Annotated in this window: 13 protein-coding genes; 3 read left to right on the plus strand and 10 right to left on the minus strand. The window is 62.0% G+C overall.

The window, feature by feature from the left end:
• Positions 1-77 precede the first annotated feature (77 nt).
• Positions 78-1,955, plus strand: a complete 1,878-nt coding sequence (locus JFN93_RS07880; RefSeq protein WP_199383459.1) for an AAA family ATPase — start codon at positions 78-80, stop codon at positions 1,953-1,955.
• Positions 1,956-2,079: 124 nt separating this feature from the next.
• Complete coding sequence (locus JFN93_RS07885; protein WP_199383460.1) at positions 2,080-2,421, plus strand: ComEA family DNA-binding protein; 342 nt, start codon at positions 2,080-2,082, stop codon at positions 2,419-2,421.
• Positions 2,422-2,769: 348 nt separating this feature from the next.
• Here the strand turns inward: JFN93_RS07885 and JFN93_RS07890 are convergent, their stop codons facing one another.
• The 9 genes from JFN93_RS07890 to metH all read right to left on the minus strand — a co-directional run bounded on the left by JFN93_RS07890 (position 2,770) and on the right by metH (position 14,325).
• Positions 2,770-2,964 (minus strand): hypothetical protein, encoded by a 195-nt coding sequence (locus JFN93_RS07890; RefSeq protein ID WP_199383461.1) that lies wholly within the window; start codon positions 2,962-2,964, stop codon positions 2,770-2,772.
• Positions 2,965-3,110: 146 nt separating this feature from the next.
• Positions 3,111-3,773 (minus strand): family 16 glycoside hydrolase, encoded by a 663-nt coding sequence (locus JFN93_RS07895; protein WP_199383462.1) that lies wholly within the window; start codon positions 3,771-3,773, stop codon positions 3,111-3,113.
• Between the two features lie 140 nt (positions 3,774-3,913).
• Positions 3,914-4,945 (minus strand): sensor histidine kinase, encoded by a 1,032-nt coding sequence (locus JFN93_RS07900; protein ID WP_199383463.1) that lies wholly within the window; start codon positions 4,943-4,945, stop codon positions 3,914-3,916.
• A gap of 444 nt (positions 4,946-5,389) precedes the next feature.
• Positions 5,390-7,030, minus strand: coding sequence for a methyl-accepting chemotaxis protein (locus JFN93_RS07905; RefSeq protein ID WP_199383464.1), 1,641 nt, complete (start codon positions 7,028-7,030; stop codon positions 5,390-5,392).
• Between the two features lie 499 nt (positions 7,031-7,529).
• Entirely contained in the window at positions 7,530-9,176 is a 1,647-nt protein-coding gene (locus JFN93_RS07910) for a methyl-accepting chemotaxis protein (RefSeq protein ID WP_199383465.1), read from the minus strand.
• Positions 9,177-9,533: 357 nt separating this feature from the next.
• Entirely contained in the window at positions 9,534-9,938 is a 405-nt protein-coding gene (locus JFN93_RS07915; protein ID WP_328753646.1) for a PaaI family thioesterase, read from the minus strand.
• A gap of 34 nt (positions 9,939-9,972) precedes the next feature.
• A complete protein-coding gene (locus tag JFN93_RS07920) occupies positions 9,973-10,233 on the minus strand; it encodes a cytochrome C (protein WP_199383467.1) in 261 nt (86 codons plus the stop codon).
• A gap of 108 nt (positions 10,234-10,341) precedes the next feature.
• Positions 10,342-10,587, minus strand: coding sequence for a hypothetical protein (locus tag JFN93_RS07925; RefSeq protein ID WP_199383468.1), 246 nt, complete (start codon positions 10,585-10,587; stop codon positions 10,342-10,344).
• A gap of 276 nt (positions 10,588-10,863) precedes the next feature.
• On the minus strand, positions 10,864-14,325 hold the full coding sequence (gene metH / locus JFN93_RS07930) for a methionine synthase (protein ID WP_199383470.1): 3,462 nt from the start codon (positions 14,323-14,325) through the stop codon (positions 10,864-10,866).
• A 439-nt stretch (positions 14,326-14,764) separates the two neighbouring features.
• On the opposite strand from metH, the gene JFN93_RS07935 reads away from it, so the two are divergent.
• Positions 14,765-15,208 carry a nuclear transport factor 2 family protein gene (locus JFN93_RS07935; RefSeq protein ID WP_199383471.1) on the plus strand — a complete coding sequence of 148 codons (444 nt, stop codon included), beginning with the start codon at positions 14,765-14,767 and terminating at the stop codon, positions 15,206-15,208.
• Positions 15,209-15,242: 34 nt separating this feature from the next.
• Here the strand turns inward: JFN93_RS07935 and JFN93_RS07940 are convergent, their stop codons facing one another.
• Complete coding sequence (locus tag JFN93_RS07940; RefSeq protein ID WP_199383473.1) at positions 15,243-17,243, minus strand: tetratricopeptide repeat protein; 2,001 nt, start codon at positions 17,241-17,243, stop codon at positions 15,243-15,245.
• Between the last annotated feature and the right edge of the window lie 314 nt (positions 17,244-17,557).

Consider the following 17,557-nt stretch of genomic DNA (forward strand, 5'->3'; position numbering starts at 1 on the left):
CACGTGTCAGAGATAGAGGAGAGCCGTTGATGCCGGTAACAGGTAGTCATGCAAGCAGCCGTTGGCAGAAACTCTGGATGAGAAGAAAGTGGAAAAAGCAGGCGGCATTCGCCGTGACCATCGCTTCGGTTATCGCGGGGGTCGTCATCTACCTCCGGCCTGCCCCGGAGCTAAAGGACGCCGTCGTGGTGAACCCGATCCTTTCCCAGATGAAAAAGCATCCCGAGAAATGGAAGGGAACCGAGAAGGATGTCGCCACCCTTCTGACCGATCTGCACGGCAACCAGGTCGCCGCCACAACGCTTGGTCCGTACGGCGTCCTCGTCTCCACGAGATCGGGAGCCAAGTACTGTGTCGCCGACCGCAAGGACAGCGTCGCGGGGGTGGTGCTCCGGGAATATGCGGCCAAGGATCCGAAGGCCCGGTTTCCCCTTGCCGTTGTCGCCAACACCGAGCCTCCCGCCCCCGGTTTCTTCGAGGTAAACGGCGCCAAGATCTTCGATGTCGCGCTCATCGGCGGCATCCTCTTCGCCTATCTTTTCAGCGTCTTCGGGCGCTTCCGGGTGGTCAGCAAGGGAACGGGATTGACCTTCGATGACGTCATCGGAGCCCACGAGGCGAAATCCGCGCTCAAGGACGTGATCGGCTACCTCCAGGATCCGAAGCGGTTTGCGGAGCTCGGCGCCGCCCCGCCCAAGGGGATCCTCCTCTCCGGGGCCCCCGGCGTCGGAAAGACCCAGCTCGCCAAGGCGCTTGCCGGCGAGGCGAAGGTGAGCTTCATCGCGGCCACCGGGAGCGACTTCTCTTCCAAATGGGTCGGCGACGGCATCCTGCGCGCGAAGCTCCTGTTCCGCACCGCCCGCCGGCGCTCGCCGTGCATCCTCTTCATCGACGAGCTCGACGGGATCGGCAAGCGCGGCGAGCACGGCAACGCGGTCGCCGCGGAACAGAACCGGATCATCAACAAGATCCTCTCCGAAATGGACGGCTTCCACCCCTCCGAAGGGGTCGTGGTGGTCGGTGCCACCAACTATCCCGAATCGCTCGACCCGGCGCTTACCCGCGAAGGGCGCTTCGACCGCAAGATCAACGTTCCCCTGCCGGGGATCGACGACCGCGCCTCGCTGTTCAAGTTCTATCTCGGCAAGGTCCGGAGCATGGGCGAGATCGACAGCCACAAGCTGGCGCGGATGACGGTGGGGATGTCGCCGGCCGCGATCGCTCAGGTGGTGAACCATGCCGCGCTCCTGGCCGCCCGAAACGACGAGAGCTGCGTCACCATGAGCCATGTTGCCGAGTCGATCGAGGTCTCGTTGATGGGTGAAGCCACCGCGACCTCCTCGCCGATGCCCCAGGACGAAGTCCGGCGGGTCGCGATCCACGAGGCGGGGCACGCGGTCGCCTCGGTGCTTTTGGGGTGCGGCCACCTGGAAAAGGTGACCATCGTGCCGCGCGGCGGCGCCTTGGGCGTCACCCTCGTCACCCAGCACCGGGATTCCCTGCTGCATCCCCAGCCGTACCTCGAGAGCCGGATCCAGATGCTTCTGGCGGGGCGCGGCGCCGAGCAACTCATCCTCGGGAACATCTCCTCCGGAGCCGCCAACGACCTGAAGGAAGCGTCCAAGCTTGCCTTCAACATGGTCTCCTCCTTCGGCATGGGGGAGGAAGGGAAGCTCTTCAGCATCCAGGCACTGGCCGACCTGCAGCTGCACATCGACCAGGCCCCCTTCGTCGCCGAGGCGAGCGCGCTTTTGGATTCGCTCTACGAAAAGTGCCAGGAGCTGCTGGTCCAGTATCGGGTAGCGGTGGAAACCATCGCGGAGCAGTTGGTAGAGCACGAAACCATTCCGGGACAGGCGGTGATCGAGGCGACGGGCAAGGTTACCGCAAAGAGGACGGGCACCGCCCGGAGCCTGTCCCCCTCCGATGCTCCGGAGATCGAACAGGCGGCATAACCGGAACCATCGGCCCGGTCGGCTGCCGGCCGAGCGGATCTATCCTTGTTAATGAAGATTGACCCCACCGGCGGATTCTGTATAATGCGGGCCGCGGTCAATCTAAGAGACGAGGAGGTCATGGATGCGTAGTATCGTTGCCATTGTTGTTGCTGCCCTGCTTTCCATTTCTTTCACGATGTCGGCGGTAGCTGCCGACAAACCGGCCAAGCCGGCCGACGCCAAGGGAGCCAAGGCGGAGCAGAAAGCACCCGCGGCAAAGCAGGAACTGGTTGACGTGAACAGCGCCACCGAGGCGCAGTTGAAGGCGCTTTCCGGCATCGGGGACGCCTACGCCAAGAAGATCGTCGCCGGTCGCCCCTACGCCGGCAAAGATCAGCTGCTCAGCAAGAAGATCGTCCCCAGGGCGACTTACGAGAAGATCAAGGACAAGATCATCGCCAAGCAGCCCGCGGCGAAGAAGTAACCCCCAGATCCCCGGCCCCGGCCGGGGATTTTTTTGAGCCAAGCCGGTTCTGAAGAGACGGCCCGGTCGCGATCCAATGTCTCTTCTGGGCAAGTCCCGAGGTAAAGGTTGCGTCTTACCCTGTGGGAGCGCCTTTCCAGGCGCGATTAAAACCGCAACCCGCGCCGCCGCAAGAACTATGGAAGCGGCAGCGTACACTCTGGCAGGAGCGACATTCCGGTCGCGATCATCAGCGGTGCCCCTGCCGGCAATGGCACCGGAGTTGACGCGGTAACGAAAGAGGCCAGCCGATTTTTTTTTCGGCTGGCCGCTTTGCGTCTCCCTTTGCGTCCGGTCAGGTATTTCCGGTCATCTCTTCTCGTGGGCCTTCTTGCCGTGCACCCGCTCGTAGGCCTGGCAGAACGGGCAGATGCCCCTTTCGACGTTTTTCACGAACTGAAAGACGAGCCCCTTCTGGTGGTATCGGGCATGGAGGCAGACCGGACAGCACTCGCAGACCTTGGCGAGTGCCTTGTCGAGGGCAGAAGGTACGCTGGCAGCCATCGCTTCTCCTTAAACGTGGGGTTGGCGCACCGTCGGCGGTGCGAGGAGCTGAAGCTATCACAGTTCCCGGTCAAAAAGAAGAAGCATTCCGGTCCCGTCATCGGCCGCACCGTCGCAGCATGCCGCCCCCCCTGCTGGCTCATGCCTCAGCGTTCGGTCGCCTTCACGTTATCGAAGCAGGTCACCGAGTCGGCCTTGGTCCACAACCCGATCCGCCCCGACCGGAAGGTCTCATCGGTGGCCTCCACGACCACGGCACCGTCCAAGTACCCGCGGATCACGTTTCCCACCGCCTCCACCCGCAATTCCTGCCATCTCCCGGACGAAACCTTTGCCGCCCCTTCCTTGATCAACTCGCGTCTCCCCTTCACGTACTTGTACAGGTTGACGTTATCCTCCAGCGCGTTGGCACGCAGGATGTAGAAGTTGTCCTTGTCCCGCACCCGGAAGATGATGCCGGCGGCCTGGTCCTCCCGGCCTGAGACGGGCTTGAACAGCACCGAGACGGTCAGGTCGTCAAGAACCTTGTCCCCGAGGACAAGTGCCGGGTAGTCGGCAGTCGCCGTCTGGCACAGGACGTTGGGAGGTGTGGGCGCACCGGCTTCTTTCCGGATCAGCCACTTTCCGCTGAACGCCTTCACCCCGAAATAGATTTCCCCGGGCTTTTCCTTATCGAAGTTCCACTGGAGGGTTTGCCCCGTGGCAACGTGCGTGTCCTTCGGGCGCAGGTTGGAAGAGGCCCAACCGCTCGCACCGTTCCCGATGACCAGGGCCACCGCGACGGTGCAGATAAAAGCTATGCCGCTCATGACGATCTCCTTTTCCTCACCTTACCACGACTCCATCGGCCAACGCAGCGGATATCGTGCCCCGGCGGCGGCGCCGGAAAACGAAAAAAGGCACCCGGAGCAATCCGCGTGCCTTCGTAACCACCAGCCGAGCCGGTGGGTCATTGGGTGACGATGGTAAAGGTAAAGGTCGTGCCGGCCTCTGCCGAGGTCTCGAATCCGACCATGCCGCCGAGGACGTCTTCGCCGAACAGTTTCATCGAGTAGGTCCCGAACCCTCTTCCGAGCGTCTCCTTGGTGCTGAAGTTGCGCTGGAAAATGTGCAGGGCTATCTCGTCGGGGATTTTCCCCTCGTTCCAGACATGGAAGGAGATCGCACTGGGGTGCGGCTCCAGGTACAGCCGCACCGTGCCCCCGTCCGGGGTCGCCTCGAGGGCATTGGTCACCATGTTGACCACGATCCGGCTCACCAGGTGGAAGTCGGTGATGAGCAGGACCCCTTCCCCCTCATGCTGCACGAGGAACTTTTTGCCGGCGGACAGCGGGTGGTCCTGGAAGAGTTGCTCGATCTCACCCAGGAGCGTCCGCGCGGAAAAGGTGGAGTACAGCGGCTTGTAGGATCCGTCGAGCGATTTCTGGAGCGAGTTCTGGATGGAAACTTCCTGGGCGATCCGAAGCACGAGATGCTGCAGCTCTTTGACCTTGTCGTCCGAAGGAATCGGCTGCTGCGCCAGGATCTCGCTCTTGCCTACCAAACCGCAGAGGATGTTGTTGATGTCGTGGAAAAAGGTCCGCTCCAGGCAGGCCCGCTGCTGCTCGACACTGTTGTCCTGCATGAAGAACAGCAGATAGGTCTCCCCTTCGATGATCAGGGGACAGCTCCGGACGCTGAAATAGAGGTCCACCTGCTTGCTGTCCCTTTCGACGGAGAGGGCGCAGGTCCTCTCCTGAGGCTGCCTGGTTTCAATTGCCGAGAGCATGGATAAAACGGCGCCGCAACTGGCGCAGTATTCCGAGGTGCCGCACCCCCCCGGGGTGTCGCAGCAATGAATGCAATGGACGATTTCCCCGGGCCGGAGCCCCAAAATGCCACCGGTATCCTCGATGCCGAGCATCCGGAGAAAGGTGTCATTGACCGCCACGACCTGCCGCTGTTCATTGAGTACGGCAAAGAGCCCGTTGGCAATCGTCATGAGACTGCTGATCAAAGGAGCGGATACCACCCGCATGATGTCTTGGGCAAGCTCAGTGTGGTTCTTTCTTTCTGCGGGAGCGAAATGGGTCGGCAGGGGATTGGTTCGTGACAGGTGCGATCGTCCAGCATGACTTAAGGTATTCACGGCATGCCCTTTCATTGTGTGGAACAGCCAACGTCGTACGGACGAAATAACATAGTGTCTTACAGATAGCACATAAGGCATCACTCATCAAGCATCATTGAGCGATAACCAACAAACATGACTGGCATATCCGAACAGACCGGTCGTTAAGACAGTGGCGCGGACGAAAAGAGGGACCGGCAACTGCAGTGCCGATCCCCCTGGATGAGGCGTCGTTCGGTATGGTCACCGCGAACGCGGCAGCCGTAGCGGATAACGGTGAGACGGCCGATGTTGCTGCGCCGGCCGGGCGAGAGATCACTCGTAGCGGAACTGCTCGACCATGCTTTTCAACTCGTCCGAAAGCCGGGCCAACTGACTGGCGGCCGCTGCTTCTTCGTGCGAAGAACGGGAGCTCAGGTTGGCGACCTCGGTGATCTGCTGGATGTTGTTGTTGATTTCCACCGTGACGGCAGTCTGCTCCTCGGCAGCCACGGCGATCTGGTTGATCTGGCTGGTCACGTTGGCAATCTGTTCCAGGATATGCCGCAGCGCGTCCCCGGAGCGCGATGCCTCTTCGGTGCCCCGTTCGACCTCCCGCACCCCTTCTTCCATTGCCACCACCGCGTTTCTGGTTTCCGACTGAATGCTCTTGATCATTTCCCCGATTTCACGGGTTGCCCGGGTAGTGCGCTCCGCCAGGGCACGGACCTCGTCCGCCACGACCGCGAACCCCCTCCCCTGTTCTCCGGCCCGGGCGGCCTCGATGGCGGCATTGAGGGCGAGGAGATTGGTCTGGTCGGCGATGTCCTCGATGGTCCCGATGATCTCGCCGATCTGATCGGAGCGTGACCCGAGCGACTCCACGGTCTGGGCGGTGGAGCGGACCCGCGTTGAAATACGCCCCATCACGCTGACCGTTTCCTCGACCACCTGCGTCCCTACCACGGCCGCCTCGTTGGCCCGGGAAGAATCGTTGGCCGCGCTGTGGCAGTTGCGCGCGATGTCCGAGGAGGTGGCTGACATTTCCTCGCAGGCGGTAGCGATGGTACTCGCCTGGGCGGCAAGCTCCTCGGTGCTGGCCGCCATCTGTTCGGCGGTCGAGTTCATCTCCTCTGCGGCAGAAGAGACCGACTGGCTGTTGTCCGAAAGCCGCCGGATGATGCCGGTGAGTTTTTCCGCCATCAGGTTCATCTCGTTGCCGAGCATCCCCATCTCATCCTTGGAGCGGATGGAGGACCGCGCGGTAAGGTCGCCGTCGGCGATTCGCGCCATCGTGTTGAAGACCTCCTGCAAAGCCTTGGAGATCGAGTTGGCGATGAGCAGCGCAATTACCAGCGAAACGGCGACGGCGGCGATTATGATCACTATGTTGACCACGATTTCGCTTTTCGCACTCTTGTCGGCCGCTTTGAAGATGTCATTGCTGTCCTTGATGTTCTTGGCGTGCAGGGCCGCAATTGCGTCAGCAGGTTTCTTGTACAACGGGGCCACCACCTCGGCGCCGAACCTGATCCCCTCGGACAGGGCGGCCTTGTCACCGGATTTGCGGGCCTCGACCAACATATCGGCCAGTTTTTTACCCTCGACATCGTAAGCCAGATAGCCTTCCTTGAAGACCGCCAGCAAGCCCTGTTCTTCCTGGTCCAGGCCGGCATCGGCGGTTTTGATCATTTCAGTTATCCGGGAAATCTGCTGTCGGTAGTCTTCTTTTTTTGCCAGGAATTTGTCCAGGTCTTCCAGCGACATCATGTAAACCAGATCCAGCCGGGCCAGCAGCAGCCGCTCCTTCATCTCGCTGAATTTGGTGACGCTCTCGATGTTTCCGTTCAGCTCGTTCAGGTTCCCGTTCAAGTGCTTCAGATCGAGGGTACTCATGATCCCGACCAGGACCAGTGCGACGATACCGACCGAAGCCAAAACCAGCAACTTCCCCTTCATCCTGATATCGCTCCACATGTTGTTTCCTCCCTTTCCAATACTGCACCCGATAATCAACGAGGTCGCTCCACCGGCTTGCCCTTGCCCACCTTGCGCTGCGAAGAGACCTCAGCCATGAACTCATAAAACGGCATCGGCACCTCAACCGTCCCAACCCTTAGCTCATTACCAGCCTTGTGTAGGGAATTCTTGACGCCTTAAGTATTACAGATTTTTTTATTCTGTCATAAGTTGAGAATATTATTGGAGGAGGGCAGAGCACTTGTCAGTGAGAGGGAATAAGCGGATTGGCTAAAACAGGAAGGTGATCAGCCACTTCCAGTAAACCAGAGAGAATATTTTCCGAACTGCCAATAGTATCGGCCGATAAATACAACAGTTTGCAACGATACCCAGTAACAGTTTTGGAACAGCGGACTGCGACTTTGGTAATAAACGGGTCCAGACAAAGAAAAAAGGCACCCGGTGTCTCCGGATGCCTTTTTTCATCGAAAGGTAATAGGTACGGTCTGCGGCGTCACGCGTACCGGAACTGCTCAACCATGTTCTTAAGGTCCTCGGAGAGTGCCGCGAGTTGATGTGCCGCCGCCGCTTCCTCATGGGACGATTGGGAGCTCAGGTTGGCGACATCGGTAATCTGCTGGATGTTGTTGTTGATCTCCACGGTGACTGCGGTCTGCTCCTCGGCAGCAACGGCGATCTGGTTGACCTGGCTGGTCACGTTGGCGATCTGCTCGAGGATGTGCTGCAAGGCTTCGCCCGATCGGGAAGCTTCCATCGTCCCGTTCTCCACCTCGCGCACCCCCTCATCCATGGCCGAGACGGCATTCCTGGTTTCCGCCTGGATCGACTTGATCATTTCGCCGATCTCGCGCGTGGCCTTGGTAGTGCGCTCAGCCAGGGCGCGCACTTCATCGGCGACGACGGCGAACCCCCGTCCCTGTTCTCCGGCCCGCGCCGCCTCGATAGCGGCGTTGAGAGCCAGGAGGTTGGTCTGATCGGCAATATCTTCGATGGTGCCGATGATCTCACCGATCTGGTCCGAGCGGGCGCCGAGAGACTCGACGGTCTGTGCGGTGGAGCGTACCCGCGAGGAAATCCGCTCCATCACCGTGACGGTCTGCTCGACGACCTTGGTCCCTGCCATCGCCGCATCATTGGCCTTGGACGAATCATTGGCTGCGGCATGGCAGTTTCGGGCGATGTCGGAAGAGGTCGCGGCCATTTCCTCGCAGGCGGTGGCGATGGTGCTGGCCTGAGACGCGAGCTGCTCGGTGCTGGTGGCCATCTGCTCAGCCGTGGCATTCATCTGAACCGCAGCCGAGGAGACCGACAGGCTGTTGCCGGAAAGCCTTTTGATGATGTCGGTGAGCTTTTCGGCCATCGCGTTCATCTCGTTGCCGAGCATCCCCATTTCATCCCGGGATTTGATCGTGGAACGCGCCGTGAGATCCCCGTCCGCGATCCGCTCCATGGTACTGAACACCTGTTGCAGAGCCTTGGTAAGTCCATTGGCGATGACCAAGGCGATCAACAGCGAAACCCCGGCCGCGGCAATGATGATCACGATGTTCACGACCACTTTGGTCTGCGCCGTGTGGTCGGCGGTCAGGAAAATATCGTTGCTCTCTTTGATATTTTTGCTGTGCAGTGCCTCGATCGCTTCAGCGGGCTTTTTGTACAACGGCGCTACCTGTTCGGAACCGAAGTTGATGGCTTCGACAAGGGCAGCCCGGTTGCCGGAGCGGTGTGCCTCCAAAAGCATCTGGGACAACTTCCTGGCCTGCGCGTCGTAGGCTTCACTCCCCTCCTTAAAGGTGGCAACCAGCCCTTTCTCCCCGCCGTCGAGATTTATTCGCTCGACATCCTTCGACAACTCGTGGATCCGCGCGACCTGCTTTTCGTAATCGTCCTTTTTCTCCTGGACCTTTTGGACGTCCTGAAGCGACATCATGTAGACGACATCGAGCCGGGCCAGCAGCAACCTTTCCTTCATTTCGCTGAATTTGGTTACGTTCTCGATATTCTGGTTCAAGTTGCGCAGGTCGACGTTCAAGCGCCGCAGATCGAAGGTGCCCATGGCGCCAACGAGAACCAGCGCTATGACACCAACCGATGCCAGAACCAGTAATTTCCCTCTCATCTTGATGTCGTTCCACTTCATGCTGTGCCCCCCATAGAATCATCCTCCCGCAGTTCCGACCCCACGCCCCAAACCCAAGTCAATCTCGTCAATCCATGGCCGTCATAGATAAAAACGATGACACGAAATTACGTAACTTATGGAATTTCTTATCGGCCACTGCAGTTCGGCGCTTTAACAAAATTGTCAACTTTTGTAAGGATTTCTTGATTGCCCAATAATTACAACTCATTGCAATCAACCCAGTAAAAATCGCAAATAAGGGCTGATTTACCTTCTCCGGCAGGGGTCGCACCGAACCGGTCTCCCCAAACGAAAAAGGGACCAGCCGCCCTAGCAGCCGATCCCTTCTTTCTCCCGTTTCTTATCGTCCTCTTTTCAGCCGGAAACCATCAAGGTGGCATTGCCGTGAGCCACCAGCTTGTCGTGCTGGTTTTTCACCGTGACGCTCAGGCTGACCAGTTTGCGCCCGGAATGCATGAGTTCGGAGCGCGCGGTCAAGACGTCGCCGACCAGAGCGGGCCGGACATAGGTGACCGCGAGATTGGTGGTCGTGCAGGTTTTCCCGGAAGGGAGCAGCGGCCTGGGGAAAAAGGACACCGTGTCGATCAGCGTGGCGATGAGTCCCCCATGGGCACCGCCGAAATAGTTCCGGTGCCGCTCATCCACCGTGACCTCCATGACGGCATGGGACTCGCCGATCTCCCTGAGGTTGATGTTGAGCGTCCGGAGCATGGCGATGGCGTTTCCCGTTTCCAAAGTTGCCGGCTCGATCTTGTGCACCGCTCCTCCTTCCCCGACACGCTAACCGATCGGTTCACCGCTGGACCCGCTTGTGGCAGATGAGGCATTGCTCCTTGGGGGGGTGGTTCTTGATGGTGACGATGGCGTGGCACTCGTTGCACCCTTTCTCCACCGTTTCCCGTTGCTGCCCGGCCTGCAGCGCCCGGTAGACTTTCCAATGCATCTCGTCGTACGGGGTGTCCTTTCCGTTGCCTTTCAAGCTGCCCAAGGCAAGCACGAGGCCGAGACAGAAGACGGCCAGGATGACGTACAAATCTCTCTTCTTCAAAGACATCGCGGCACCACTATCGTTGGGGCCGGCACTCGATCGCCGGCCAGGTACTAAACAAAAGCCCCTCCTGTTTTCCCGGAGGGGCTGGCTTTTTCTCGTAACGCGCTGGGGTCAGAAGGGAAAACAGAGCTGGCTGCAGGCATTCCCCTTGCGGAAGATCTCGGGGAAAAGCGGCGCGGTCTTCAAACCGTCGGCGTCGATCTGTCCCATGCGGTACCGTCTGATGATCTTTTCCGCGCAGGAGGTGCTGATCCCGCAGCGCTGCGCCATCTCCCGCACGGTGAGCCAGCACTCCCGATCCCGATACAGCATGAGGAGTTGGCGGACCACCACCTCGTTAACCGACGACTTTCCCACTACATCCCTCCACAACCAACGGCAGCTGCAGGTTCATCGGCCCTGCCCAGACCAGGCGCTCCATCATTGCCGCCCCGGGCAAGACTCCACAGTATTCACTGTGCCGGCTTATAACACAAAACGCATTCCAATGAAATCTGTACTTTAGTCGGGCCGCCAATTTTTTCCGCGCCGGGCGCCGGGCGCCTGGCACCTAGGCCGCGTTGGGGGATGAAACGCGAAGGTCCCCCGCGGTCGGGGCTCACCCACTACCGCTCGCCGCTTCCCCGCCGCCGGCTACGCTCCCACGCTGAAATACCGTCCCTCCGGATGGTGAAAGACCAGGGCGGAAACGCTGGCCTCGGGGTCCATCATGTAGCCTTCGGTAAGCTGCACGCCGATGCACTCGGGCTGCAAAAGGTCGAACAGGATCCGCTGGTCGGAAAGCTCCGGGCAGGCGGGATACCCGAAGGAGACCCGGATCCCCTGGTAACCGGCATTGAAGATCTCCTTCATGGTCAGGCTCGGATCGTCGGCAATTCCCCAGCCGGTCCGGATGCGCCAGTGCAGGTACTCGGCGGTCGCCTCGGCCATCTCCAGGGCGAGCGCCTGGATCAGGTGGGAGCGGAGAAACTCCCCGTCCCGTTTCCACTTTTCGGCCAACTCCCGCACTCCCAGCCCGCAGGTGACCACGAAAAGGGCCACGTTGTCCCGCTCCCCCCCCTCGAGCGGCCGGCAAAAATCGGCCACGCAGAGCCGTTCGCCCCCCGGCTGCCGCGGGAAGGAAAACCGCGCGGTTTGCCGGTCCGGCTGGTGCGGATCGAACAGGATCAGGTCGTTTTCGGCGCTGTTGGCCGGGAACCACCGGTACAGCGCCTGGGGGCGGAGCAGCTTCTCCCGGGCGCAAAGGCTCAGCAGCTCCTCGACGGCACCGTGCAGCTTGAGGGCCTTGTCGTCCCCCTCGGCCAGCAGGCGCTCCACGACCCCGGTAAGCCCCAGGTGCTTGGTGTAGAGCATCTGGCGGTTCAAGAAGGGGACCACCTGGGCGATCGGGATGTCCCGCAACAGGTGCGGCTCGAAATCGGGCGCCGGCAGGATCGGGGCGTCGCGGCGCACCGCCGAGGTCCCGGCCCCGGCGGATGTTTCCGCGGGTTTCCCCTGCTTCAACGCCATCAGCTTCGCCGAGGCCGCCTGCTGTTCCGAAAGCGACTTCAAAAGCTCACCCTTGCGGGCCGGGTCCGCCAACTGGTTGGCCAACTCCAGCCCCGCCATGGCGTCTTTGGCATAAAGGACCGGACCGGCGTACTCGGCGGCGATGCGGGTGTCGGCAAAGACCCGGGAAAGCGCCGCCCCCCCCACCATGAGCGGCACGTCGATGCCGGCAGCTTTGAGGTCGGCGGCGGTCACCACCATCTGCTGCGCGCTTTTGACCAGAAGACCGGAGAGGCCGATGAAATCGGGACGCTCCCGGCGCGCCGCCTCGATCAACACCTCCGGGGCCACCTTGATCCCCAGGTTGACGATGGTGAAACCGTTGTTGGAAAGGATGATCTCCACCAGGTTCTTGCCGATATCGTGCACGTCCCCCTTGACCGTGGCCAGAAGCAGCTTCCCCTTGGCTGCCGTCTCGGTTTTTTCCAGGTGCGGCTCAAGATGGGAAACGGCCGCCTTCATCGCCTCCGCCGACTGGAGCACCTCGGCCACGATCAGCTGGTTGTCGTTGAAAAGCCGCCCCACCTCGGCCATGCCGGCCATGAGCGGCCCGTTGATGATGTCCAGGGGACGGTCCCCCCGGGCCAGGGCCTCGTCGAGGTCATCGGTGAGCCCCTGCTTGCTCCCCTCGATGATGTAGAGCGGCAGCCGCTCGTCCAGGGGAAGGGATGCGACCGGGGTCTCGGAGACCGGCTTCTTGTCCCGGAAAGCGGCGGCAAATGCGGCCACCGGATCCTCGCCGCGCCAGAAGATCAGGTCCTCCGCCAGCCGGCGCTCCGCTTCGGGAATGGAAGCGTAGCGCTCCAGCTTTTCCGCGTTCACGATGGCATAGGTCAGACCGGCCTTGACGCAGTGATAGAGAAAGACCGCGTTCAGCACCTCGCGCCCGGCGGTGGGGAGCCCGAAGGAGACGTTGGATATCCCCAGGATGGTGCTGCACCGGGGAAAGGCCTCGCTGATCAGACGGACCCCCTCGATGGTCTCCAACGCCGAGCCGATGTAGTTTTCGTCGCCGGTCCCCACCGGGAAGACCAGCGGGTCGAAAATCAGGTCTTCGGGGCGCAGGCCGTATTTACCGGTCAAAAGCTCGAAGCTGCGGCGCGCGACCTCCAGCTTGCGCGTCCGGGTGATCGCCATCCCGTGCTGCGGGTCGTCGTCGATGCATCCGACCACCACCGCGCCGCCGTAACGATGCAGCAGCGGGGCCACCCGGGCGAAGCGCCCCTCCCCTTCCTCGAGGTTCACCGAGTTGAGCAGACACTTCCCCTGGAGCCGCTTCAGGGCGAGCTCCATGACGTTGGCGTCGGTGCTGTCGATCATGATCGGCACCCGCACCTTGCGGGGGAGAAAATCCAAAAGCCTCATCATGTCCGCCGCCTCGTCCCGGTCCGGGTTGGCCACGCAGATGTCGATCACCTGGGCGCCCCCCTTGACCTGGGACCGGGCGATCTCGCTCGCCTCCTCGAAGCGCTCGTCCACGATCAGGTTCTTGAACTTTCGGGAGCCGATGACGTTGGTCCGCTCCCCCACCAGGACCGGCCGGGCATCCTCTTCCACGACGAGCGCCTCGATGCCGCTGATGACCCGGCGCCGCAAGGCGGTGGGTCGGCGCGGCGCCTTGCCCGCCACCAGCGCGGCGATGGCCGCGATATGGGCCGGAGTGGTGCCGCAGCAGCCGCCGACGATGTTGATCCAGCCGGCATCGACGAATCGGGCGAGCTTCGCCGCCAGGGAGGCAGGCGATTCCGCGTAGCAGCCGTTTTCGTCCGGCAACCCGGCGTTGGGATAGACCGAAACGCAGCAGTCGGCGATGGCCGCCAGCGTGCGCAGGTGGTCGGTCATGAACTCCGGACCGGTCGCGCAGTTGAGCCCGATGCTGATCAGCCCCAGGTGCTCCTCCAGGTGGGCGACGCTGGCGTACAGCGCCTCCACCCCCTGGCCGGCCAGCATGGTGCCGGTCGGCTCGATGGTGCCGGAAATCATGAGCGGCACCTGCCGCCCGCTCTCCTCAAAGGCAAGCCGGATCCCCTCGGCGGCGGCCTTGAGGTTCAGGGTGTCCTGGGCGGTTTCCAAAAGGAGGAGGTCGACCCCGCCGGCTAAAAGCCCCGCGGCCTGCCCCTGGAAGGTGTGTACCATCTGTTCGAAGGTGACCCCGCCGGTTACCGATATGGTGCGGGTGGTGGGCCCCATGGAGCCGGCCACCCAGCGCGGCCGTTCGGCCGTGGCAACGGCCTCGCATGCTTCCCGGGCGATCTCGGCGGCGCGCCGGTTGATGGTGAACACCTCATGCTCCAGCCCGTATTCGGCAAGGACGATCCCGGTGCCGCCGAAGGTGTCGGTCTCGATGATATCCGCACCCGCCTCCAGGTAGGCGCGGTGCACATCCCGGATCACGTCGGGCCGGGTCAGCACCAGGTGCTCGTTGCACCCTTCAAACGACGGCCCGCCGAAATCATCGGCGGAGAGGTGGCGCTCCTGGAGTTGGGTCCCCATGGCCCCGTCGATCACCAGGATCCGTTCCGTCAATGCCTTAAATATGTCGTTCATGAGACTCCTTTCTCCGCCAACCATAGGTACGGGGAGGGATTAGATGCGGGAATAAGTGAAGTCATTGTCTTGTGCTCTCTGCTCACTGCTCACTGCTCATTGCTTATTGCTCTCTGCTCATTGCCAGTGAGTGGGACCGTCCAATTAAGCCATAAACAATCCCGCAGGCAAGAAACGAAATAGAGCGACTATCCAGGCGCAATTGACCCAGTTGATCCGCCACCTCCGCAGTTGCCGCCTTCCGGCGGAACTCACCGGCAATCGGGCTCCCCCCCATAACCACGTCACCCGTTCCACGGACTCTTCTCCAAATCCGCCCTTTCTCCTAAAATAGTTAGAGAAAGACAACCTCAGATGACCGGCCGGTCGCACCTGTCCCAAAAAGTGAGATCGTTGTTTCAGTACGGGGCGTCGGCTGGTAGTGAACAGGGAATACACCATGACCGGGAATTTGGCAGAGAACGTGGTTTCGGCAGAACAAAGAGCGATGGTGGAGCACGTCTACCAGGAGTGGGACCGGGCCTGGTCCGAGGACGATCTCGACGCCATGATAGCGTTGTACGCCCCCGATGCGGTCCTGGAGAGCCCGCTGGTTCCCCACCTCCGCGGGACCAGCAATGGCGTCTGCCGCGGCAGGGAGGCGATCCGGGAGCTGTTGGAGATCGCGGCACCGCGCAAACCGCACCGCAGGACCTTTTACCGCAAGGGCTACTTCACCGACGGCCGGCTGTTGCTGTGGGAATATCCCCGGGAGACCCCGGAAGGCGAGCAGATGGATTTCGTGGAAGTGATGGAGATCGAAAACGGCCTGATCAAGAGGCACCGGGTCTACTGGGGGTGGACCGGCGTGGAGATCATCAAGACCGACGCCTACCACAAATGAAGGAAGGAGCGCAGGGCGCGTCAGGTTTAGCGTTCTACCCGAGACCGGCCACTTCGGAAAGCGCCTTCCTCACTCTCGCCACGACCTCATCCCACTCGCCGAGCTTCTCCTGCCGGAACAGGCGCAAGACGCCGGGATACCAGGGGGAGTCCTCGCGCCCGATCATCCAGCGCCAGTCGGTGGCATGGTAGGGGAGCAGCACCCAGCACGGTTTGCCCAGTGCGCCGGCCAGGTGGGCGACCGCCGTGTCCACGCAGATGACAAGGTCCAGTTGCGCGATCACGGCGGCGGTATCGGCGAAATCCCGCAGCTCGGGCCCCAGGTCGAGCAGGGGCTGCTCCGGAAAAGAGGCGGCCGGTTCCCCGGCATCCTTTTGCAGCCCGATGAACGCCAGCCCGGGAACCGACCAGAGCGGGGCGAGTGAGGCGAGGCCGGGCAGGGAACGGCTGGCGTCGTTGCGGTGCCCGGGTGCCCCCTTCCATACCAGACCGACCCGGAACCCCGCGGCGGGAAGCCGTTCTCCCCAGCCGCGCATCCGAAGCGGCGTCGCCGTCAGGTAGGGTACGGCGGCGGGTATGGTTTCCACCCTGGTCCCCAGGTGCCGCGGCACGCTCAGTGAGTAACACCAGTACTCATGTGCTTCAAGCTGCTCCGTTTCGCTCAGCGCCACGATCCGGTCCGCACCGACAGCCGAATCGAGGAAGAGCTGCTTCAGCTCGTCCTTGCAAACCAGGGTAAGCCGGGCGACGCCCCGCTCCCGTAACAGCGGGAGGTACCGCACGAACTGGATCTCGTCGCCGAAACCCTGTTCGGGCCAGATGACGATCGACTTGCCGCGCAGATCCTCCCCCCCCCACTGCGGGAAGGGGAGCTCGGGCAACCGCCAGGGGTTCTGCCTGATCTCCGGATGGTAGCGCGCTTCATAGAGTTCCCACCCCTCCTCGAACTCCCCCAAGGCCAAAAGGAGCAACCCCAGGTTCCAACGGGCGTCGGCCAGTCCCGGCTCCAACGCCAGGGCACGGCGGTAATACTCCTCCGCCTCGCCATGAAACTGGTGCAGGGCGAGGAGGTTTCCCAGGTTGTTGAGCGCCTCCGGGAAACCCGGACGGGCCGCCAGGGCGCACCGGAAAGAGGCCTGCGCCTCATTGAAGCGCATGAGTCGGGCAAGGAGGTTGCCGAGGTTGTAATGGGCGTCGGCGTGATCGGGCCGGATCAGCAGCGCCCGCCGGTAGCACGCTTCGGCGGCCCCAAACCGATTCATTTCGGCCAGGACGTTCCCCAGGTTGTAGTGCACCTCGGGTTGATCCGCCCCAAGGGCAGCGGCCTCTTCCAGAAAGACCGCCGCGGCGGCGAACCGTCCCGACTTGGCCAGGAGCACCCCAAGGTTGCTCCTGCCATCGACGCCGTCCGGATTCCGGGTGATGGCCAGGCGGAAACACTCCTCCGCTTCCGGATACCGCTTTTGCTGCACCAACAAGACCCCGAGGTTGTTGTACGGTTCGTCCCACTCGGGGCGGAGCTCGATGGCGCGCCGATAGCAGGCTTCCGCCTCGACGACACCCCCCAGCTCTTTCAGCAGGATCCCCAAACGGTAATGAGCCGTAGCCTCTTCCGGTCGAAGTTCGGTGACGCGCCGGTAACAGGCCACCGCATCGGTCAGCTGCCCCAACTCGATGTAGAGCGCCCCCAGGTTGGCGTGGGCATCCGCGTAATCCGGTGCGATCCCCAGGGCGTGCAGGAATGAGGCCTTAGCGGCTTCGCGCTGCCCGTTCCCCGCGTAGAGGGCACCGAGGTTGTTGTACGCCTCCGCACAGAAGGGGTGCGCCCGGAGCGCGGTCTGCCAGTAGCTTTCCGCCGCCCGGAGGTCCCCGAGGCTCCAGGCGGCTCGCGCTGCCAGGTCGAGGGCCGCGAGGTTCTCCGGTTCCCGCTGCAAAACGGCGCGAGCGGTCATCAAGGCGTCGGCGGGGCGGCCGGAAGAAGCCTGCTGCCGCGCGGATTCGAGGAGTTCCGGGACGGAAGTGGGGGTAAATTCCATGCGTGAGATCCCTGAAAGCGGAGTAGTGCGGGTCGAGCCTCCCCCCGAAAGGCGCGGTGCTCAGGAAGGGGCAAGCCGACGCTGCGCTGCGGAGGCCGTTTCCGCCTCGCGCTGCCGCATCTTACGGCCGAAAGATGCAGCAACCGTGCAGCAACTGGGGAAATCCCGCCGTTCCGAGCTACCACCCCACGCCCCACTTGTCAACCGATATCAGAAAACAGGTTGACATACATGGCCGCGAAAAGAGATAAACGTGGGTGAGAGGAGCAGTCGCCCCCGGGGACTCGCCGGCGGGCTGAGTACTCACCTGAGCA

Origin of the sequence: Geomesophilobacter sediminis, from assembly GCF_016458275.1 — a bacterium.
Lineage (GTDB): Bacteria > Desulfobacterota > Desulfuromonadia > Geobacterales > Geobacteraceae > Geomesophilobacter > Geomesophilobacter sediminis.